The 22,515-nt window shown below is 40.5% G+C and carries 21 protein-coding genes and 1 tRNA gene; 17 read left to right on the top strand and 5 right to left on the bottom strand.

Annotated features, from left to right (window positions below):
- Positions 1-108: 108 nt before the first annotated feature.
- The 5 genes from B5Y40_RS26300 (at position 109) to B5Y40_RS26280 (ending at position 8,455) form a co-directional block, all read left to right on the top strand.
- Positions 109-1,896 (top strand): YARHG domain-containing protein, encoded by a 1,788-nt coding sequence (locus B5Y40_RS26300; protein ID WP_079689835.1) that lies wholly within the window; start codon positions 109-111, stop codon positions 1,894-1,896.
- Positions 1,897-2,559: a DUF2306 domain-containing protein gene (locus B5Y40_RS26295; RefSeq protein WP_079689834.1), complete on the top strand. Its 663-nt coding sequence runs from the start codon at positions 1,897-1,899 to the stop codon at positions 2,557-2,559.
- Between the two features lie 89 nt (positions 2,560-2,648).
- Positions 2,649-4,187: an ArnT family glycosyltransferase gene (locus tag B5Y40_RS26290; protein WP_079689833.1), complete on the top strand. Its 1,539-nt coding sequence runs from the start codon at positions 2,649-2,651 to the stop codon at positions 4,185-4,187.
- A 318-nt stretch (positions 4,188-4,505) separates the two neighbouring features.
- A complete protein-coding gene (locus B5Y40_RS26285; RefSeq protein WP_079689832.1) occupies positions 4,506-7,853 on the top strand; it encodes a sensor histidine kinase in 3,348 nt (1,115 codons plus the stop codon).
- Positions 7,854-7,945: 92 nt separating this feature from the next.
- Positions 7,946-8,455 carry an ExbD/TolR family protein gene (locus tag B5Y40_RS26280; RefSeq protein ID WP_079689831.1) on the top strand — a complete coding sequence of 170 codons (510 nt, stop codon included), beginning with the start codon at positions 7,946-7,948 and terminating at the stop codon, positions 8,453-8,455.
- Between the two features lie 78 nt (positions 8,456-8,533).
- Here the strand turns inward: B5Y40_RS26280 and B5Y40_RS26275 are convergent, their stop codons facing one another.
- Complete coding sequence (locus B5Y40_RS26275) at positions 8,534-9,541, bottom strand: hypothetical protein (RefSeq protein ID WP_079689830.1); 1,008 nt, start codon at positions 9,539-9,541, stop codon at positions 8,534-8,536.
- 129 nt (positions 9,542-9,670) lie between these two features.
- On the opposite strand from B5Y40_RS26275, the gene B5Y40_RS26270 reads away from it, so the two are divergent.
- The 4 genes from B5Y40_RS26270 to B5Y40_RS26255 all read left to right on the top strand — a co-directional run bounded on the left by B5Y40_RS26270 (position 9,671) and on the right by B5Y40_RS26255 (position 13,473).
- Positions 9,671-10,981: a peptidoglycan DD-metalloendopeptidase family protein gene (locus B5Y40_RS26270; RefSeq protein ID WP_159453819.1), complete on the top strand. Its 1,311-nt coding sequence runs from the start codon at positions 9,671-9,673 to the stop codon at positions 10,979-10,981.
- A 64-nt stretch (positions 10,982-11,045) separates the two neighbouring features.
- Positions 11,046-12,239, top strand: coding sequence for an alpha/beta hydrolase family protein (locus tag B5Y40_RS26265; protein WP_079689828.1), 1,194 nt, complete (start codon positions 11,046-11,048; stop codon positions 12,237-12,239).
- Between the two features lie 68 nt (positions 12,240-12,307).
- A complete protein-coding gene (locus B5Y40_RS26260) occupies positions 12,308-12,673 on the top strand; it encodes a hypothetical protein (RefSeq protein ID WP_143785951.1) in 366 nt (121 codons plus the stop codon).
- Positions 12,674-12,717: 44 nt separating this feature from the next.
- Complete coding sequence (locus tag B5Y40_RS26255) at positions 12,718-13,473, top strand: DUF481 domain-containing protein (protein ID WP_079689826.1); 756 nt, start codon at positions 12,718-12,720, stop codon at positions 13,471-13,473.
- On the opposite strand, the gene B5Y40_RS26250 is transcribed toward B5Y40_RS26255, so the two are convergent.
- Positions 13,474-14,346, bottom strand: coding sequence for a DMT family transporter (locus B5Y40_RS26250; protein WP_079689825.1), 873 nt, complete (start codon positions 14,344-14,346; stop codon positions 13,474-13,476). It abuts the gene before it with no gap.
- Positions 14,347-14,514: 168 nt separating this feature from the next.
- Between B5Y40_RS26250 and B5Y40_RS26245 the strand changes: the two genes are divergently transcribed.
- Positions 14,515-15,000, top strand: coding sequence for a BP74-related protein (locus tag B5Y40_RS26245; protein ID WP_079689824.1), 486 nt, complete (start codon positions 14,515-14,517; stop codon positions 14,998-15,000).
- Between the two features lie 127 nt (positions 15,001-15,127).
- Complete coding sequence (locus B5Y40_RS26240) at positions 15,128-15,628, top strand: DUF2721 domain-containing protein (RefSeq protein ID WP_079689823.1); 501 nt, start codon at positions 15,128-15,130, stop codon at positions 15,626-15,628.
- Positions 15,629-15,652: 24 nt separating this feature from the next.
- On the opposite strand, the gene B5Y40_RS26235 is transcribed toward B5Y40_RS26240, so the two are convergent.
- Positions 15,653-16,294 (bottom strand): rhomboid family intramembrane serine protease, encoded by a 642-nt coding sequence (locus B5Y40_RS26235; protein ID WP_317043576.1) that lies wholly within the window; start codon positions 16,292-16,294, stop codon positions 15,653-15,655.
- 8 nt (positions 16,295-16,302) lie between these two features.
- Entirely contained in the window at positions 16,303-16,767 is a 465-nt protein-coding gene (locus B5Y40_RS26230) for a MaoC family dehydratase (protein WP_079689822.1), read from the bottom strand.
- Positions 16,768-16,885: 118 nt separating this feature from the next.
- On the opposite strand from B5Y40_RS26230, the gene B5Y40_RS26225 reads away from it, so the two are divergent.
- The 6 genes from B5Y40_RS26225 to B5Y40_RS26200 all read left to right on the top strand — a co-directional run bounded on the left by B5Y40_RS26225 (position 16,886) and on the right by B5Y40_RS26200 (position 20,522).
- Positions 16,886-17,386, top strand: coding sequence for a YdeI/OmpD-associated family protein (locus B5Y40_RS26225; protein ID WP_079689821.1), 501 nt, complete (start codon positions 16,886-16,888; stop codon positions 17,384-17,386).
- A gap of 141 nt (positions 17,387-17,527) precedes the next feature.
- Positions 17,528-17,965 (top strand): hypothetical protein, encoded by a 438-nt coding sequence (locus B5Y40_RS26220; protein ID WP_079689820.1) that lies wholly within the window; start codon positions 17,528-17,530, stop codon positions 17,963-17,965.
- Positions 17,966-18,103: 138 nt separating this feature from the next.
- Entirely contained in the window at positions 18,104-18,316 is a 213-nt protein-coding gene (locus tag B5Y40_RS26215; protein ID WP_079689819.1) for a hypothetical protein, read from the top strand.
- Between the two features lie 194 nt (positions 18,317-18,510).
- Entirely contained in the window at positions 18,511-19,278 is a 768-nt protein-coding gene (locus tag B5Y40_RS26210) for a TatD family hydrolase (protein WP_079689818.1), read from the top strand.
- 47 nt (positions 19,279-19,325) lie between these two features.
- Positions 19,326-20,390, top strand: coding sequence for an asparaginase (locus B5Y40_RS26205; protein ID WP_079689817.1), 1,065 nt, complete (start codon positions 19,326-19,328; stop codon positions 20,388-20,390).
- A gap of 44 nt (positions 20,391-20,434) precedes the next feature.
- Positions 20,435-20,522: transfer RNA gene (locus tag B5Y40_RS26200), tRNA-Ser, on the top strand.
- A gap of 85 nt (positions 20,523-20,607) precedes the next feature.
- On the opposite strand, the gene B5Y40_RS26195 is transcribed toward B5Y40_RS26200, so the two are convergent.
- A complete protein-coding gene (locus B5Y40_RS26195; RefSeq protein ID WP_079689816.1) occupies positions 20,608-22,359 on the bottom strand; it encodes an alpha-amylase family protein in 1,752 nt (583 codons plus the stop codon).
- Positions 22,360-22,515 lie beyond the last annotated feature (156 nt).

Here is a 22,515-nt window from a genome sequence, read left to right as displayed (position 1 = left end):
TAAAAAAGAGCTTCCTGATATTTTCAGGGAGTTTTTTTTATCTCAAAACCGTCTCAGAAAAATTTAATGGAGTTTTGTACCTTCGCGTAAACTAACCTCTTATTCTGTATGTTTAATCGCCAATTAATCATCAAAATCGCGATTGGTATAGCGTTATTTGCATCAGCCTGCAGCATTTTAAAGAAAGAAGATCCTGAAAAAGAGATTGCTGCTTTCTTAACAGCCTTTCAAAATACACTCACTCAACCCGACCCGGTAATACTGGAATCTTTTGATGCGCGGCAATCACAAGAATCGATTCTTTCTGCTATAAGAATTCTACAGAACAAGGAGAACGAATTTATAGTATGTACACCTTCCTTCCAACTTGCTCAAATATTGAAGGAGGATGCTGGCATAAAAGTTATCGTCCCTGTTAATTTTTCATCACAAAATGTTGAAGGTGACTATCATGAAGAAACGACTCTTACACTTTGGTTGAAGCCAAAAAAGAGTTCGTTTGTTATCACGAAGTTTGAAGGTGAAGAGTTTTATAAAGCCTTTGCTACAATGCGCAGCAACATGGAATGGAGTGTTGAACGCTTACGCGAGCTAAAAAAACGCGAAGCTATATATAGCAAGGCGAAAGAGATACAGCAACATTATGACTCAGTAATCTGGTATGCCTCTTATGAGAAGATGAATTACTTCTATGTGGTAAACGGCTCGTGGAATAATTACTTTGTAAACGATGAGCCTGCATTGAAGTCTAAAGGCTATACCATGGGATTAGTGGATGATACAGGTGCAGTTATTATTCCATTGGAGTATGATTTGATTGGTACTATTGGTTTTGATGTGCCTGGATTAATTGAGATAAAGAAAGATGGTAAGGTAGGATTCTTCAATCTGGAAACGAAGCAGTTCGTTGTAACTCCAGCGTATGAGATGATCATTCCTTATACGGCGGATAATTCCTTTGCACTTGTAAAACGAGATTCATCATACGGCTGGATTGATCATCAATACCAATACCACGAAGGCTTCCCTTCATTATCTTCCGAACAGTGGGTTAAAAACTTTGAGTTTCTGCCAAAAAATCTGATGTTGAAAAATGATGTGCGTACGCTATGCGAAATTCCAAATGAGAGTAATGCAGGATACGGAATTGTTATGCCTCCATCATACCTGGTGTCTACAGGAGTATTCAGTGAAATCATTGGCGGTATATCTACAACGCCTATGCCGATTAACGGATGGACAGAGTCTGTTGAAACAAAAGGAACATTTCTTAAAAATGTCACTGATCAAATCAATGCAGTTGTCACTACAATCACAGAACGATATATCGATGGCAGAGAGGAGTTCTATACCTATAACCGCATGACGTTGGTGAACAATAAGCAAGATACATTGGCCGTAAGCGATCTATATACCTCTGGTAACATATCTTTTAAAAAACTAAATGACTCCGTGCTTGAAGTAAAGTATGATCAGGAAAATGCCGAAGGAAGTGAGTTTGCGGAATATAATATGTCTACCTACACCTATTTTTCATTAGGAGCAGATCTATCCGTGAAGCCCACTAAATCTCACCGTAATTTTCCTCAGACACAGTTTGTGAAATTGGACAGCAGTTATTTATCTGGGGATTTTACCCGCTGGGAAAATGACGAAGAGAAGAAAACCTCCTTTCTTTCACTTGAAACCGTAACGCATATGCGCAATGAAATTCTGGCCGATTATGGTTTTCGTTTTGCAGATCCGGAAATGGAAGCACGCTTTAAGTATAATAATTGGTACAAGCCTCAATACGACAAACCAGAAGAATTTGAAGAGCTGCTTACCGCAGAAGATCGCCATAACCTCGATTTTTTGGAGAGAATCATTGCACTGCTGAAGGCTAACCCTGTATAAATGCAACGTATCATTACGCTGTTCAGGAATTTTATATTCCTCATCGTAGTATTACTTGGTGTTGCTCTTGCCGCGAATGCTTTAAAGTATAGCAACTTTGATCCGCAGTATGGTTTTCTCAGGCTAAAGCAACAAGCCATTGCTACGGGATGGTACCTGCCCGCATACTATTCGCATGTTCTGGTTGGTGGCATTATTTTACTTGCAGGATTCTTCCAGCTCCATCCAAAATCTATAAGACATTTCAGAAAGTTGCACCGAATCGTTGGGTATATATACGTCATGGGAATCCTTTTCTTTGCTGCACCGGGTGGTATAGTGATGAGTTTTTTCATTGACAGAGGACCCTGGGTATTAACTAGTTTTTTAATACAGGGTAGTCTGTGGTTTTGGTTCACCGCAACGGCATTCGATCGTATCAGAAAAAAAGATATTGAAGGACATAGGCAATGGATGTGGAGGAGCTATGCGCTCACATTTGCAGCCATCACCTTACGCGTGTATATCTTCATCACCTCGTACACGTATAACCTCAGCGTGCCGGAAGCGTATGCAACATTAGCATGGCTAAGTTGGGTACCAAATCTTTTAGTAATTGAGCTGTATTTAAGAAAAATATCCACGAATTCAATGCAATCGAATATAGTCTCAAAAGGGAATTAGTACGTTTTTATAAAGTCGAATACCCTGTTTATAGGTTTAATCCGCTAAAAAGACTTCTTTCATTCAAATTTGTTCCGAAAATTTAATGTATGAATACAACACCTCTTTCACGATCGGAGAAAATAATCATTGCCTCTTTCGCGCTCCTTACAGTTTTGTTTCACCTCATTATAAACTTGAAAGGAGCCTACGGCTTTTTCAGGGATGAACTTTATTATATAGCCTGTAGCGACCATCTTGCCTGGGGTTATGTAGACCAGCCGCCCTTCTCGTTGTTCGTGCTAAAGGCATGGCGCTCCGTTTTTGGCGATAGTCTGGCTGCAATTCGGATGCTGCCTTCGTTGATGCATGCCGGTACCATTATTTTAACCGCGCTATTGGTAAAGGAAATGGGAGGGAAGCTGTTTGCCGTTTTCCTGGCTTGCCTAGCCATATTGCTGTCGCCAATTCACCTGGGGATGACCACTATATATTCCATGAATTCCATTGATATTTTTATTTGGTCACTGGCTATCTATTATATTCTTAGAATTTGTAATACACAACGGCAGGGTTACTGGCTGGCACTTGGAATAGTATTAGGTATAGGGTTACTCAATAAAATCAGTGTCCTTTTTTTGGGAGCAGGAATTTTTGCAGGTGTATTGTTGACAAATCCAAAGTGGCTTACTACACGCTGGCCCTATATAGCAGGTATTTTGGCAATGATACTTTTTCTTCCTTATATACTCTGGAATACCAATCATGATTATGCACATCTTGAATTTATACACAACGCGTCCACAGAAAAATATTCGGGACGTAACCGTTTGGACTTTGTAGTTGATCAGTTCCTATTTCTGAATCCGTTAAGCACTCCCATATGGATCGGAGGACTATTGGCGTTGTTATTTTACAAGCCACTTCGCCCTTTTAAAATTGTTGGCTGGATATACCTTACAGCCTTTATCATATTGGTTATAAATCCAACGAGTAAAGGCGAATATTTATCTCCGGCATATGCATGTTTATTTGCAGCTGCCGGTATATTCTTTGAACAAAAAATTACTGCTGCTTCAGTGCGATGGCTGCGTTATGCATATCCTGCAATCATAGGAGTTACTTCCATTATGCTAGTACCCATGGTAATGCCTGTACTTTCTGTACAAAGCTATATTTCATATGCGAACGCTATTGGCATGGAACCAAGTTCAAGTGAAAACAAAAAATTGTCAGAGCTGCCTCAATTCTATGCCGACATGTTTGGCTGGGAGGAGAAAGCGAATGATGTCGCTAAAGTATATAACTCGCTGAGTGAAGCTGATAAAAGTAAATGCGCAATTGTTTCGAATAATTACGGACGATGTGGAGCGATCGATTTCTTTGGTGAGCAATATGGTTTGCCTAAATCTATTGGGGGGCATAATAATTATTGGCTGTGGGGACCTCGTGAGTATACGGGTGAAGTCGTAATCATTCTGGGGGGATCCATGGAAGATCATCAGGATGACTTTGCGTATTGTGAACTGGCTGGCGTTTCAACATGTAAATATTGCATGCCCTATGAAAGTAACGTCAATATTTTTCTGTGCCGAAATCTAAAACAACCCCTGGTGACGATTTGGAAAGACGAGAAACATTATGAATGATGTAGACGAAGTATGACTTCTGTTCTGTCCGGATATTCGCTTTTTTTATAATTATATACTCCCCCATTTATTATGACTCAATAGAAGTACCTTGTGCTTTAGATTTATGTACGGGATGAAAAATCTAAGTAAAAATACCGATATACGTATCAGTATTTTATTTATAGACGAATAACTAATAATGCAGAGAATTGTATTCCCCGGTTCCAATCATCTTTACATGTTGTAAATGCTCTGAGAGTTGTAAGAATTATCAAATTAGACAGCTCGAATTACAGCGCAGATTCTTTGGATACTATCACCTGTCACTATTAAAACATGAAGGGGTTCTGGGGTTGTTGTTTTATATTCTTCTGTTGTCAGGCGTTCGCTCAAACGTCAGTTGAAAAAATCAAATTCTCGAAAATTGAATTGCACTCTGAGCTTTCCAATTCACGAGTTACTTCTATACTCCAGGATTCTCGTGGATTTATATGGGTAGCCACTGAAGATGGATTAAATCGTTTCGATGGTTATGAATTTAAAGTATATCGGAATCTGCCTAACGATACTACCAGTCTTTTGAAAAATTCCATCCTCAATCTTTATGAGGATAGTCGAGGAATTCTTTGGATTAGTACAAGTAACGGAGGACTGCATACCTATAATATCAAACAAGATAATTTCGAACGAATCAAAGAGTATAATTTTAACTGTGAAATCGGTGTAATTACGGAGGACAAAGACTATATATGGATTGGTGGTGTCAAATCACATAATGCTTTTATTGATCGGTTGGATAAAATATCTCATCAATGGAAACGTAGTACACTTTTCCGTTCTGAAAATCCTACACTCTTCATATCACGGGATGCAGCTGATGAATTTTGGATTGGTGTCCGGAATATTGGCTTCTTTAAATGGAATGAGAAAACGAATTCGGTTAAGAAATATTCAGCGGATAAAAATAATCGCAACACTATTATCCATAATGGTGTTCATCAAATTATAAGGGATCCCAAAGGATATATATGGATTGCCACGGAGGGAGGCGTGAGTAAATTTGAAATAGCCACAGGGAAATTTAAAAATTACTCAAAGGCACTATTGCAAAACCATACGGCACCACTGGTGGACAATACTTTAAGTCTTTGCATGGACGGAGACTATATTTGGATCGGTACAGAAAATGGTGGACTCTCACAGCTCGATACACGAACCGATAATTTCAAGAATTTCTCAAACATAAAGAACGACCCTTCGTCTTTGCCTGATAATTCGGTTTGGGTGCTGTATAAAGATAGGCAAGGTCGAATTTGGATTGGAATGTATTCAAAAGGACTTTGTGTTATCGATAGAATGAAAGACAAGTTTTCTGAATTGGATATACCTCTGGAAAATGATGTGGTTAATGCAATCTGGCAAGATTCCAAAAAACGTTTTTGGGTGGGCACTGAAAATGGTATAGCGATGAAGGACGGTTCTAATGTACATTACTTTAATCACTCTGAGAATAATCCTAATAGCCTTAGCAGCAATCCTATACTTTCTATTCTGGAAGACAGCAAACAGCAAATGTGGTTTGGTACATGGGCTGGAGGGCTTAATCGTTTTGATGAAGTGAATAATCGGTTTATAACCTATAAGCCAGATTCGGAAAGAATAAATAGTATGTCGGATGCTAACGTCTTCGCTATAGCGCAATTGAAAGAATCCGGAAAATTACTAGCCGGTACTTATAAGGGATTAAATATTTTGCAAGACGAGAAGAGAGGAATATTTACAAATTATCGGAGTGACAAATTTGAATATAATAATTATATAAGAACAATTCACGAAGATAGTGAAGGCAACGTATGGATAGGAACCATTGAAGACCTTGCTCTATTTGATCCGCATACTCAAAAGATTGTTAGTTTCAATACCAGCATGGATCCCAACTTCCATTCTGTTGGCGGTTTGGTAAACTGCATCGTCGAAGATAAAAAGCGAAGATTATGGGTCGGCACGAATAACGGATTATACCTGATTATCAATAAGAAATATAGCAAGCGATATACTATAGAGAGCGGATTGAAGAATGACATCGTCTATGGAATTCTGGAGGATAACAGTGGAAATCTTTGGCTTAGTACTGCCGAGGGTATTTCTAAGTTTAATCCGGAGACAAACAAGTTTAAATACTACGATGTTAATGATGGATTGCTAAGTAACGAATTCAAGGCTAATGTATGTTTTAAAAATGACGAGGGACAATTCTTTTTTGGCGGCAAAGGAGTAAATGTATTTTATCCAGACAGTATAAAAGATAACCCATATATACCACCGGTATACATAACTGACCTGAAGCTTTTTAATCAATCTGTTAAAGTGGGCGACAAGGATGGTATACTAACGCAACAGATCAGTGAAGCATTCGAGGTTTCGCTTTCCCCCGAGTATAATTTTTTTACCATCAATTATGTGGCGTTGAATTACACGGCTCCGACAAAAAACCAATACGCCTATAAGTTGGAGGGATTTGATGACACTTGGAATTATGTAGGAGATCAGCGTTCAGTAACGTTTACCAATCTTGATCCAGGCTACTATATATTTAAAGTAAAAGCAAGTAATAACGATGGTTTGTGGAATGAGGAAGGGACACTGTTGATAATACGTATACTTCCCCCATGGTGGGAAACATGGTGGTTCAGATCATTGGCGAGTATAATAATAATATCAGTGGTTATGGGCACGTATAAAGTTCGAGTCAGCAGAATCACACAACAAAACAGGAAACTCGAAGATATAGTAGAACGGAGAACCCGGGAACTGGCGCATCAAAATGAAGAACTTCTGCAAATACAGCAGCAAATATCTGCACAACGTGATCTTGTTTCCGAACAGAATATGGAGCTGCAATACGCCCGTGAGATCATCGAGAAGCAAAATGATGAAATTATACTCCGGAATGAAACACTAGAAGCTGAAGTAGAAGAGCGGACACGTGACCTGGTGGAGTATAATCAGCAGCTTGAGCAGTTTGCATTTATTTCAGCACATAACCTGAGAGCTCCTGTTGCGCGCATTTTAGGACTCGGTAATGTTTTGGGAATAATCCGCAATGATCCAAATGAAGTTAACATGATCATCGATCGTATTATGTTTACAACTGAGGAATTGGACCGTGTTGTGAAAGACTTAAACACCGTTTTGGAATTGCGAAAAGATAATACATCGGTCATTACCCGAATAAACCTGGCCGATGAATTGAAGCTCGTTAAAATTAATCTTGAGAAGGAAATTGAAGAAACTCACACTGTGTTTGAGGAAGATTTTTCTAATGCAGCAGTGGTTTACACCTTAAAGCCGTATCTCGATAGTATATTAATGAACCTCATTAGCAATGCTATTAAATATAGGAATCCAAATATACCACCGGTGATCCGTATACAATCACAGATTGTACAGGAGCACATTTGTATAACGGTAAGTGATAACGGTTTAGGGATGGATCTGCCGCTATACAGAGACAAGCTTTTTACGCTTTATAGTCGATTTCATTCCCATGTGGAGGGAAAAGGGATGGGCTTGTACCTCGTAAAAACCCAGGCAACTGCATTGGGAGGAAAAATAGAAGTAGAAAGCCAGACCGGCAACGGTACAACGTTTAAAGTATATATTCGAAATCAGACCAGTGCATAGTTTAACACTATACACATTTGAGTAATAAATTTTGCCCCAAACTGTGACGATTTACCAAGCCATGAATTATAGAGTGTATAAACTTAAACTTTATGGCAGCAATCACACAACAATCTTCCGGTGATCATCGCGGGAACGTTCGGAGTAGAAAAATGTCTATTCACATGGACATGACGCCAATGGTGGACCTTGCTTTTTTATTACTTACTTTTTTCATGCTAACCAGTAAGTTGCAAGATCCTTTTATAATGGAAGTCACGGTGCCTGATAAAGTAAAGGAAACTACTCCATTACCGATGGTTAAAGCGGAACGTGTTATCACGTTGATTCTTGGAGAGAAGAATAAAGTATACTGGTATCATGGTGTTCAGGATCCAAAAGTACATGTCACTGATTTTTCTCCGCAGGGCATCCGTAAATTGCTATTGGATAAGAACAGCGAGATCAAAGATATGTACTTGCTGATCAAACCCTCCGATAAGTCAAGATACCAGAACCTGGTAGATATACTGGACGAGATTGCCATTACCAAAGCCCTTCGATATTCGCTAGTTCCAATTACACCATTAGACGAGGCATTAGTTCAGGAATCAAACTTGTAATAAAGCACAACTGTATTACAAGTACAGCATAGCATAGCGATATGGTGTACTTGTAAAGTATATATTCGTATAAGCCTGCTAATAGCTGTTCTTGTTTTTGAAGAATTTTATTGCCTGCCTTGGACTAAGTATATTAGAAGTAAGTCCGAAACTGACAACGTATATAGTGTTTACAAAGTATAGATTATAATAATCCTGTCCTCGATAATAACGGAGGAAGAATGCGATTTCATCAAACCATTCCGGGTAATATTGATAATGTATGTCGATGATCAGGCGTTTACTGACATCAACCGGGCTTTTACTATCCATCTTTCCGGCAATCCATCCAACCTGTAGTTCTATACTTGATTGCTGAAGCCAACGGTTGGCCCAGGTTTTTTTCGCTTCCCGCCATGGGCCACCCATACCCAAGGTTCCAAAAAACCTATATCTTCCATACGAATCTCTTATTTCCTCTACCGACCATGGACGTGGATGTATTTCTACACTTCCTTTAATAGACCGGAATGCAACCATATTTCTGCGGATCAATTTGGCTTTATACGTAGATATACTTCCAATCATATAGTTTGTGGCGAAGTTGCCGTCTTCCATGTCAATAACTTTAGTAGTATCGTTTATATAGTAGCTTCCGGCTTTCCCGTTACTATGGTGTCCAACTGTAACAGACCACAACGCGTTCTCGAAAAAAAGCTTCTTCAGAAATGAACGTTGCCAGAAATCGATCGAGTGAAAAAACGTGAGATGTGCTTTATAGCTTGGTGTGTTGATTGGCCATGATTCCGTATTCTGCATACGAATCTGTACTTGTGGATTAAGCAACAGAGCCCAAGTCTTTTTCTTTCTTGAAAAAAAATAGCTTGGTGAGAGTTTCGCTTCCATCAGTAGCGGCTCCAGATTTCCAAAGCCTTCCGTAATCGTTATATAGCTTTGCTCTCGATTGGCATTAATAAGAAACATAAACTTTTCGTGATCAATACTATCACGGACGAGATCAACGGCTTTGCGTTGAGAGTAGGTTGAGCCGCTAACGAAAATGCTGATATATACAAACCACCACTTCAATTCAAAACATCGCATCATTCAATTCCGAGTTAAACGAAAGTGTATAGAAAAAACCACACCTGATAGAATTTAAGAACGTCCCACGGCTTGTATGTATCATTGGCAACGGATTAAACTAAAAACTTAGCTCCCGTGTTGAATATGGTAATGCAAAAAATCCTTTTTCTATTCTTGGGATGCGTTATCATTTCGTGTAATAGTTTACACAATGTAAAGACAGCATTCTCCCATAAAACACCATATGAGCTATATATTGAATCGCTTGAAAAAGCGCACCTGGACAAATCGCCTATGGCAACTGCGTGGATCGAGGCGGGACAAAAAGCTCTGAACGATTCGGTTAGCATTGCACTTCCTTTTTCCGAGGCGGGAGTTTTTCAAGCCAGCGAAGTGGAAGCGCGTTGCTATAGTTTCCCTGTGCGCGATGGACAGGTGTTGAAGATTAGTGGCGCTGTAAAAAGCAGTGCAAATTCAAAAATCTTCCTGGATCTTTTTGTGTGGAAAGATTCTGTGTGGACTCCACTCGCTCATGCAGACTCTGCACTGATGCTAACGCATGAATTCGATCATGATTATACATGTCTCATTCGGCTACAGCCTGAACTATTGGTGAATGCTTACTACACGCTCACGATTTCAATGACACCCGTGTTGATCAATCCGGTATCTGGCGCCTCGAATCGGTCGATAGGAAGTTTTTATGGTGATGTCCGTGAAAGTGGCAAGCGCCTGCATGAAGGTATAGATATATTTGCAGCCAAAGGTACACCGATCGTTGCGCCCGCGGCAGGGATAATTACACGCGTAGGAACCAGTACCCTGGGTGGAAAAGTTGTGTGGATGCAAGATGGTAAACGGGGCCATTCGTATTACTTTGCTCACCTCGATGAGCAACTTGTAAAGACGGGAGCAAGAGTAAAACAAGGTGATACGCTTGGGCTTGTTGGCAACACTGGCAATGCGCGAACGACACCATCACATTTACATTTTGGTATATACCAGGTAAGAAGTAAAGATCCGATTCACTACGTCAGAACTATGGACGCACTTGTAAACTCACTGCCGCTGGACACCGCGTTTAGTGTACAAGCTTATCGTGTTCATGAGAAGAAAACAGTTTTAAGAGCCGGGCCCGATGAGAAACGTCCGCTAAAAGTAACGCTCGCTAAAAACGCATACGTGAAGATCCTCGCACAAAGTAAGGATTGGTATAGAGTGTCACTTCCGGATAAAAGGCAAGGCTATATTTTGAGAAAATCAGTGAGCCCTGCTGATAAGGGGAAGTTTGTCAAGTTGAATGCGCCTGCCACACTTCTGTCGGAAGTTAAGGATGATAGTATACCGCTTGCGTATCTGACCAAATCAATGCCCGTAGAAATATTGGCAAATTTTGGTCGCTATAGCTTTGTCAAGACAAAAGATGGAATGGTAGGTTGGCTTGCTGGAATGAGCCGGTGAATGGATTGAAAAGACGAACTATTTTAGAGTATATATACTTTTTGAATATAAAAGGAGAAATAGAATGTTACGATCAAATTATTTAGCATTGATGACAGCCGGTTTTATGTTGGGATGTGGCGATGAGTCGGTATCGAATCATACACCTGCCGTAGCGGAAACGCATCTGGTGTCCGTTAAGCAGGTAAGTGATATTCCCTTGGAAATGCTCAAGACGTTTGCACAGCTCGCGGGACAAGAGCAATTTACACCTTTGGTAAAGTACAGCGTAAAGACGTACACGTTGGTGTATGAGACGGAGTACAACGGTAAGTCCATTAAAGCTTCCGGTAGTATATATGTGCCGCAAGGCTTAACGCAGAAGGCACCGTTGATAAGTCTCCAGCATGGAACGACCTTCCTGAAATCGGAAGCGCCTTCAGTTTCCAGTAGCCCTACCGGTATGGAGTATTTCGCATCTGCAGGATATATAGCGATTATGCCAGATTTCATTGGCTATGGCGAGTCTGCTGCTATATTTCATCCATACTACGATCAGGCGCTTGCTGCCGGTACAGTGATTGATATGATAAAGTCCTCACGGGAATTTCTTGAAAAAGAGAACATCGCGTTTAATGATCAGTTATTTCTGGCGGGTTATTCGGAGGGTGGATTTGTAACGCTGGCAGCTGCAAAAGAAATTGAAAATAATGCTGCGCACAACATGAAGGTAACGGCAGTCGCAGCAGGAGCGGGGGGATATGATCTCACGCACATGCTCAATAGTATTACTACGAGTACATCCTATACATATCCTGGCTACCTCGCATTTGTGTTGATGGCTTACAACAATACATATCAGTGGAACAAGCCACTCGAGTATTTTTTTCAGGACAAGTATGCCAGGGCATTGGCTACCTATATGAATGGTAATTATGGCGGCAGCTTTATCAATAGTAAACTTACGACACATGTACCCTCACTATTGAATGCTGAATTTTATACTCGCCTCAAGTCACCATCCGGAGAACTGGATTTGAAACGAGCATTGACAGAGAATAGCATTCGAGGATGGAACACAAAAATACCAACCCGACTATATCACGGCACAAAGGATGAAATCATCCCGTATCAGAATTCCGAAGCTACGTTGGAAAGCTTCAGGGCTGCAGGAAGCACTTCCGTTAGCCTCACCGCAATACCGTCAGGAACACACGGCAGTAGTTTCTTTCCAATGCTGAAGGAATTTGTCCCCTGGTTCGAGACCATGCGAAAATAAACAAACTTCATCTATAGCACAGCCTGGCATGCTTTCTTAGGGCAAACAGATATATACTGTATTGTCCTATGAGAGTTATGCTGGTTGTTTTGGCTTGGGTGATCGGAATTTCGTGTGCGCTGGCACAAAGCGATACCGTGCGGCATGATGAGAAGGATATCACCAATCCTGAAAGCAAGTATAATAAAGAGCTACCAAGAGATATCGGGCCGCAACGTGACAGCGTCAGACTGGAGGGGAATCAAATACCCCGTAAACTTCGCCGTACATTAAACAGCATTGATCTTTATCGTGGTTGGGAAGATGAAGGTGTTTACCTGAACAAAAACACGAAGCTATACATGCTATACATCAGTACCGATAGCCTCACTAGAAAGTATGGTTTCGATGAACAGGGTAAAGTGGTAACATTTACTTCCTTCATAAAGCCATAATAGTGTAGGTTTAACTGGCATCTTTTTTTAATTCCCTTGCAGTTATGGCGGGGGATGTACTTCGTGTTATACAAATTGTGTTCGTGCTGGCGACAGCCTTTGTACCAAGCATCGGCTTTTCACAGTTCAATGATACTACGCATTACTATATTAACTATGCATCCACCGGATCGATCAACAAAACCAATGATGGAACTTCTTATTTATTAAACAACAATCTTCGTTTTAGCATCAGCAAGAAAACTGTCGCGTTCAATACAACCAATAGCTGGATCTATGGAAAGCAGTTAGGCAATCTTACCAACGATGATATTTATTCAGGCCTTGATTTCAACCTATATAAAACGCTTCAGAATTTTTATTACTGGGGTCTTGCAAACTATGAGAAAAGCTACTCTTTAAAAATCAATCATCGATTACAAACCGGAGCAGGTCTTGGTTACAATGTAGTGAACCGTGAGAATGTATTGGTGATTTTAAGCGATGGTATCCTGTATGAAAAAGGTGACCTATATGATAGTCCCGAAGAAGGAAATAATCAGTATGAAGTTTTTCGAAATTCTTTTCGACTAAAGTTCAGAATGATTATTAAAAAAGTAATTGTAATAGAAGGTTACGATTTTTTACAACACGCGCTTTCTGATCGTAAAGATTATATCATTAAATCGAATACAAGTCTCTCCGTGAAACTCAGAAAGTGGCTAAGCCTTACTACGGCAGTTACCTATAACAAATTAAGCCAGACCAGGCGTGAGAATTTATTGATAACATACGGTATCACGTTCGAAAGATATTTCTGACTATACGCTTTTCTTTCGTTGTCCTATATATAGAGCAAGCATTACCAGCACTGTGCCTACGAAAGTATATATGGTAAAAGGCTCATTCAGTAAAAGTGTTGAATACAGAAACCCAAATATAGGGCAGAGGTATAACCACAACGATGCTTTCACAGCATCGGACTTTAATAACCGAAGCCACAGTTGAACCGCCAGAATTGAAACCGGAAAAATAAGCCATCCTAAAGACAACCAGAAGCGCAGATCGAAATGATTATCACCGCTATGGAAAATTAATGCGAACGGAGACAATAACAGGCCACCTATAAATACCTGCCATGCATTGATAGTGGTGCGTGGCAACGTCCATGGAATTGCAGCATAGTATACCGAGCCAAACGAATACGTGATCATACTGAGTGCCAGGAGTATTAAACCCAGAGGAGTTGCATAGCTTGTTTGAAGTAATGGATACGCAGCAATGGCCACACCGGTAATACCCAGAAGGATACTCAACCATTCCTGAGACTTTACCCTGCGCTTCATCCAGATGGCGGACATGATGCTGATGAACAATGGATTTAATGCGATGGCAAGAGAAGTTATACCGGGCATCACAAATTGAAGCGCGACTACGAACAAACCCAGGTATAGCGTTGTGTTGAATGCACCGAATATAGTTAACTGCATCCATTCTTTTCCAACGGGAAGCCTGCTCTTCTGTACTGCATAGGTAAAGGCCAACAAAATTGAACCGGCTAGAAAGAAACGTGTAGTGAAAAGTACCAGCGGTTCTGCAGAGTATATTCCAAATTTACCTGCAACCGAAGCCGATGCCCATAGCATGGAGAACAACAACCCGGTAATAATATGACTGGCGGAGACTTTATTCATTTGCACAAATAAAGTATAAGCGGTGATAAGATCATAAAGTAATCCAGGTTGAAACCAAAGTTTTTGTAGAGGTAAAGTATAATAAACGATTGAACTTGTATTAAAGATTTTAACAATCGTTTCCAACCATCCCTTTGTGGAATGGGTCTATTATAAAAATTGAACGATATGAAAACAAAGATTTTGTTCTTACTGCTGATAACATCCTTGTTGTCGTGTAGCGATGATGATAATAAACCCGTTGCTGATCCTAACCTCGTTTATTTCCTGGTGACAGAAACGGATCTGCATTTGGGTGAATCCTATATATTGCCACTAAGTGATCCGGAGGATATAGCGGAAGCGCGCGCCATTATAGCCAATAAGGAGAAACGAATTATACTGGCGGAGATTTCAAATGATCCGAATGACAACTATAGTATAAATAAAGATGTACTGCGAAACAAAAAGTGGTCGTGGCATATTACATCATTTGTGGGCTTTGTAGATATGAGCATTGAGATTCTGGACGGATGGCCCAGCTATGTTGAAGAACATTATGAAGAATGGGTTCAAAACACAAAAGGTGATGGCACAAAAGGCAAAATAGGTTTTTGGGGATATACCGTTTCGCGTGAAGTTTCTGTATCAGAACTTATGGAAAAATCGAATTAATGAAGTGACCACTGCATAAATCGTGCGGCACTATATATCAGCAACGCTGGCACATTATTATAGGCGTTTGGCATCATGATGTTGAAAATCCTGGTAAGGATTAATTTTGAACTATTTCACATTCATTATGCGCGAACTATCTGCTGTGCTTAACGTACTCTCGGCAATGATTACTCCGGCCGTGTTGATTCTTGCGTCAGGATCATTGTTGTTGACTACATCACAGCGCCTGAACAGAGCCATTGATCGTGCCCGTGCCATTTCTGACGTCATGTCGAATGAAAAGACGATGGCTGCTTTCTCAAAAGCGCGTAAGCAGTTGCTATCAAAGCAAATCGTTTCGGCAACCAGGCGTGCATGGCTGTTGCAACGCGCTATCAGTTCTATTTGTGTAGCGCTCGCGTTGTTTGTAGCAACGAGCATGTCTATAGGCGTTGTTGAAGTAACACAGAGTCACTATATCTGGATTCCATCAGTGTTGGGCATGATCGGGATATCGGTGCTGTTTTATAGCACTATATTATTCATTCTTGAAACACGAATAGCGTATCGATCCGTACAGCGTGAAATGAATTTTATAATCGCGGAAAGTAAAGACTTTGATACTGGTGGTGATGATAAGCCATGATCTATAGTGATCGTGTCATAACCTCTATAAATACTTACTTAGCACATCCCAGTTTTTGATCTGCTCAACAAAATAAGGTAGTGATGGCGGATATAGCACAGCACAGAAAAGGAATCCGAACAAGGCTCCGTATAAATGCGCATCATGGTTCACATTATCATTTGCTTTTCTTCCCTGGTACCACGAGAATATTAAATAACCAATTCCCAGGATGAAGCCTGGAACCGGTACAAAATATATATAAATGTTCGCAAGCGGCTGAAAGATAATGGACGCAAAGATCACGGCTGCTACACCTCCTGAAGCTCCAAGTGCATTATATCCAGGGTTGTTCCGGTGTTTCAGAAACGAAGGTATATCGGATACAATGATACCCAGAATATAGAGTGTGATGAAGTAAAGTGGACCTGCAGAGCCAAACACAACACTGAAGATTTGTTCTATCGTTATTCCGAAAAAATAAAGCGAAAACATATTGAAGAACAAGTGCATGTGGTCGGCATGCAAAAAACCGGAGGTTACAAAACGATAATATTGTTGTCTCTTGCTGATCTGGTAAGGATTCATAATCAGTTGCCGAACAATGCCTTCATTGCTATAACCAAGAAAGCTGATCAGTACAGTAACACCAATAATAATATAGGTAACAAATATAGGTTGTTCCACCGGGCAGGTTATTTAAAATGATACAGGAAAATAATGCTTGCTATAAAAGCAGGTTTCTTATTGTCTTTGATTTCGAGTTCTGCGAGAAGTTGAGCTTTGGATATACCACGCAGATCAGTGAGTGATTCCAGTGTTACCTTTAGCCGTACTTCATCCTCTACCATAACAGGCTGATTGAACTTTAGTTTTTCAATGCCGTAGTTGATCAGCATTTTTATATTGTTGATCTCTGCGATCTGTTCCCATAAATAGGGTATAACAGATAACGCGAGATATCCATGTGCTATCGTTTTCTTAAAGGGACTTTCTACCGCGGCACGCTCGGGGTCGGTATGGATCCATTGATGATCCAGTGTAGCGTCAGCAAATTTGTTGATCTGATCTTGTGTGATCCGCAGATACTCGGATGTACCAAGCTCTTTACCAACATATTGTTCAAACTCTTTAAAGCTTCCGATTACTAATTTGTTCATGCCAATGCTTTTACTAAAAATGCGCCTGCAAGTTATACATTATCAGCAACATTGCTATATACTGGATGGCTCCCTGATTTAAATTATCTTTACCAACCGGTTTGTAATTGTATACTGTATGGAAGAGAAAAGTTTCAGATTTACAGCACCTTTGGAAGTAATACGTGGTACATTGAAGTCAACCGTAATTTTTGTACCGGAAGCTATACTCGAAAAACTTCCCAAAGGACGGATCCGAACAGAAGGCACTATGAATGGTACTCCATTCGCATTGGCGATACAGTATAAAAAAGACAGAAGCCGTTACCTGGTGGTGGGCAGTATACTTCGGAGGGCAGCAAAATTGAAAGAGGGCGATCGCGTTCAGGTTATATTTAGGTTGACGGATCCCAATAAATTGGTTATACCAGAAGAGCTTGAGGCTGTACTTGCTCAGGATGCTGAAGCCGCTGAAATCTGGAATACATTTACGCAAGGATATCAGCGAAGCCTGGTATACTATATCACTTCCGTGAAGAATATAGACAGTCGTATAAAGCGTGCATTCGAGATTGTTGAGAAGTCTAAAATGCGGGCTCTCTCCGGACAAAAGGCCAAGACAAAAAAGGAAAAAGAGTAGCCTTTATTTTATTGATTTTAATTGCAGGAAAGGTGCTTTTGCAAGGCGTGACTTTGTTTATAATCCTGTCCATATTAAATTGCTGACAGGCTTTCTCTGGATAATTTTTGTTTAATCTGAACCCCGATTCGTTGCTGCTGCATGAGCGCTATACTTGAAATACCAGCAATTCATTTTTCAAAGACGTTGCCGAAGGTACTTCCGGAAACAAAACCGAAAGTTGATACAGATGTACTGTCCTCCATCGCTCCTGAATTTCTCGAAGATTCCTTTGTTTACGTTCATTGTTACTTTGAGAACGATTCAAAAGACATGCTCATCAGAATATGGAGAACGACTTATCTGATCGATCGCTCCTCGAATTCAAGATCAGATTTAGTCCATGTCGAAAATATATCTTTTGCTCCTTTATGGACTTTGATTCCAGACAACACCACTTATAACTTTTTACTGATATTTTCTGCGTTACCAAAATCATGTACGCATTTTGATCTTATCGAGGAGATCCCACAGCCGGGAGGTTTCTTTGTTAAGAATATTCAGCGTAACGAAAAAGACGTTTATCACATTGATATCTAAAACGTAGAAGTCACTACCCACTTCCGGATTGAATAGGCTTTTCAAGCTTTGTTTAAAGACAATTCTGGCAGGCACTTTTTTTCCTTGGGTATAGCAAATGCCGGAATGGCATGGTTACTATAACATTAACTAAACGCTATGAAAACCGTAGGAATTATTGTGTTGGCCCTCGGTATCCTGATGACTGTATTTACAGGCTTTAACATCATTACTAAAAAAGAAGTAGTAGATGTAGGACCGATTGAAATCAACAAAGAAGAGAAGACACCGATATACTGGTCGCCAGTTACCGGAGGTATTCTGATCGTTGCCGGAATTGTTGTTTTGGTTATAGGTCAGAAGCGTTCTTGATCTTTTAGTCCCGGATTGCTGATCAATATCCTGAATCAGAATCCGGGATTTGCTGTTCTATACTACTAATTCACACAAGCCCTTTCGCCTTCCAATAATATATCTTCTGTATTGTTCCCGTTTTTATCAACATTGATACTTCCATTTCTTTATTTTTGAAGTTTACATCAAGCAAGCTTACAGTAGCCCGAGGAATGGATTATTTTATTGATACCCACGCACACATATACCTGAACGATTTTGCAGCCGATCGTATCGATATGCTGGCAGAAAGTGAACGACAAGGTGTGCGCAAAATTTATATGCCCAACATCGATCATACCTCCATCGATGATATGCTTGAACTCGAGAGTCGGTCTGCCGGAGTTTGTGTAGCCATGATGGGCTTGCATCCATGTTATGTGAAAAAAGATTTTGAACGCGAATTATACCGCGTGGAAGAATGGTTATCGAAGCGAAAGTTTGCCGCAGTAGGAGAGATCGGAACGGATCTTCATTGGGATAAAACATTTTGGGAACAGCAACAGGAAGCGTTCACCATACAGATGAAGTGGGCGATGAAGTATAACCTTCCCGTTGTTATCCACTGTCGTGAAAGTATTGACGAGACCATTGCATTGGTTGAAAAAATATCCGATGGGAAACTGCGTGGAATTTTTCATTGCTTCTCGGGTAATGCAGACCAGGCAGATCGCATTATCAAACTTGGATTTTTACTCGGTATAGGCGGTGTCGTTACCTTTAAGAATGGAGGCTTGGATAAAGTCCTTCCTGAAATTTTACTCGAGCATATTGTACTCGAAACCGATAGTCCATACCTGGCACCGGTACCACATCGCGGTAAGCGCAATGAACCTTCCTATATCCCATTGATCGCTCATAAACTTGCTGCTATAAAAAAAGCATCCATTGATGACGTCCGGTCTATTACCACAACGAATGCTATAAAATTATTTACATAGCATTGCTATACATTTGAAACAACCAAACTATATATACCATCTCGCCCATGAATTTTAAAAAAATAAGTATCAACACCGCCCTTCCGGGAAAAGCCCGGTCGCGCATCCTGATCATCTATACCGGAGGAACATTTGGGATGACGTATGATAAGGATGGCGTACTTATTCCGTTTGACTTTGCTTCTATTGTTGAGCACTTGCCCTCTTTAAAAAATCTGTTGCTTGAAATCACAGTAGTATCATTCGAGAATCCAATTGATTCTTCCAACATCAAGCCTGAGCATTGGCAATTGATTGGTAAGATCATTCATGAATACTACGATGAGAACGATGGCTTTGTAGTGTTGCACGGAACGGATACGATGGCGTATACTGCCTCTGCGATGAGCTTTATGCTGGAAGGTTTAAGCAAGCCTGTGATCTTTACAGGTGCACAACTTCCAATCAGTGAGCCACGCTCCGATGCGCGTGAAAACCTCATCACGTCTCTGGATATAGCTTCAGCACGTAAAGATGATATTCCGTTGGTACCGGAGGTATGTATTTACTTTGACTATGAATTGCTTCGAGGCAATCGTTCGAAGAAAGTAGAGAGCCTTCGGTTCGATGCATTTGATTCCGGTAATTATCCGCCACTCGCCAAGGCAGGTGTAAAAATTGACTATAACTTTTCAGTGATCAATGTGCCTTCCAGGAAAAACGCATTGAACCTTCGCGCTAAATTTGATACGAACATTTCCATCCTGAAACTTTTTCCGGGCATTAGCCAGCCCGTTGTGCAGGCGATTCTCAATACAGCAGGCCTGCGCGCTGTAGTACTTGAAACGTATGGCTCCGGTAACGCACCGACTCTTCCATGGCTTATTGAAGAATTGAAAAAGGCAATTGAACGCGACATTATTATCGTGAATGTGTCTCAGTGCCCGGGTGGACGAGTACTGCAAGGACGCTATGAAACCAGCCGGAAGCTGCAACAGATCGGAGTCATTCCCGGTGCAGACATGACCACGGAAGCAGCCTTAACCAAACTCATGTTGTTGCTGGGGGAATACGGAACAACACGGGCAAAAGAGTTGGTTGGATTATCTTTAGCAGGAGAATTAACAGCATAATTTGCAAACGGACTAAATTCTTAATTTCTTTGTGCCCCTTAAAAGGAGAGATGTCCGAGTGGTTTAAGGAGCACGCCTGGAAAGTGTGTATACCTCCAAAGGGTATCCAGGGTTCGAATCCCTGTCTCTCCGCACAATTTTGTGCCAAAGCTTCGAAATCCGAAAAATTTCGAAGCTTTTTTATTTCTCTTCTACTGCCGATGATGCAGGGCCTTAATTACTGCACCCGAAACCATTTATATCCATATCCTTCCAAAGAAACAGTTTGACGATCCCTGGAGTGCTGTATATATTCAGCGGTGATCATATCACGCAGGGTTTTATTGTCAAGACTTTTATCACGAATCGTGACCTCTTGTTTTTGTTCAGTGAAATTGTGGAGGGTAATTACATGCTGATTATTCCATTGATAGTGAATCGCGAGTATACCTTCTGATCCAGTATCCAGTATATCCCACTGTCCGAAAGATATCTCCGGACACTTCTTACGAAGCTTCACCATCTTTACCGTCCAGTTTAAAAATGAGCTTGAATCTGCTTGCTCATCACTCACATTTATATTCGCATACCTGAACGCACCGGTATTGATTACGGGTAGTACAGGCTTATCATTGTTGGTGAAGCCAGCGTTCTTGGTATTGTTCCATTGCATCGGTGTACGCACAGACAATCGTTCTTTCAAACGGAGATCATCGCCCATTCCTAGTTCGTCACCATACCGCATCACGGGAGTACTCGGGAGTGAAAACAAAACGCTATAGGCAAGCTGCAACTGCTTTTTATTATTGTTCATCATTGGTGCAAGCCGCCTGCGTATACCTCTATCATATAGCTGCATATTCTTTTCAGGACCAAACTTCTTATATACTTCTTCTCTTTCTTTTTCACTTAGTCTGCCGAGATCTACCTCATCGTGGTTTCTAAGAAATTGTCCCCATTCTGCATTCTTCGGAATTTCTTTCGTACGCTCCAAAGCATTTATCAACGGATCAGTTTTACCTGTAGCGAGTGCATAAAATAAATGTTGATTGACAAAAAAATTAAACATCATGTGCATACCATCACCATGCTCTCCGAAGAAATCTTTATTCTCATCCGGAAGTACATTTGCTTCACCAAGTATAATAGCGTCTTTGTCAAGGCTGTTAACATAGTGTCGCATGTCTGTAAGCATTTCGTATTGATGCTCGAATTTTTCACCTGTCTTCTGCGGAATCTCAATGAAGAAGGGTACACCATCTAACCGGAATCCATTTATACCACGATCCATCCAGAACTTAATGATCTTCTTTATTTCTTTTCGAACCGGTTTATATTGAGAATTCAGATCAGGTTGAAAAGAATAAAATCGATGGTAATAGAATTCGTTGGCAACACTATCGTAACTCCAGATTGTTTTTTGGACACCGGGAAACACCATGCCGACATTATAATTTTCAGGCAGCTCTTTACTCCATACATACCACGGACGGTAAGGTGAATTTTTATTACTCCTTGCTTCCTTGAACCACGGATGTTGATCTGAAGTATGATTGACTACAAGGTCCATAATCACTTTCATTTTAAGAGCTTTAGCCCGCTGCATGAAAGCAGTAAAGTCGTCCAGTGTACCAAGGCGTTTATCTACCTGGTAGTAATCACTTACATCGTAACCATCATCTTTATTGGGAGTGGGTTGAAAAGGTGATAGCCATATAGCATCAGCGCCCAATGAATCTATATATCCCAACCGCGAAATCAATCCTTTAAAATCACAAGTGCCATCATGGTCACTATCTTTAAACACCTCTACATCCAAGGTATAGATGATGCTTTTCTTATACCAGAGCTCGTCGGTGGAATCAGGAGATACAACTTGCTCTTTATTTATTTTTTCTTCCGTGATTTCTTTTCGTTGATGCTGAAAAATAAACAATACAATAGCCACCAACACGAGGGCGGAAACAATAAAGAGAGCGCTTTTTTTCATATTAGCCGATGTATACTATTTTGATATAGTCGCATCGTAAAATTTATACCGTGTGTAAAGTAAGCATCACATAAAGAGTTTAATGCTAGGCGAAATCTGATTTATAAAGGCGAAGGAATATTATAGAGTAATACTTTCCCCTGCTGCAAAGCAGGT

This window comes from Ohtaekwangia koreensis (genome assembly GCF_900167975.1).
In the GTDB taxonomy this organism is placed as follows: domain Bacteria; phylum Bacteroidota; class Bacteroidia; order Cytophagales; family Cyclobacteriaceae; genus Ohtaekwangia; species Ohtaekwangia koreensis.
The sequence above is the reverse complement of the archived record's forward strand: the minus strand, read 5'-3'. Positions and strand labels throughout refer to the sequence as shown.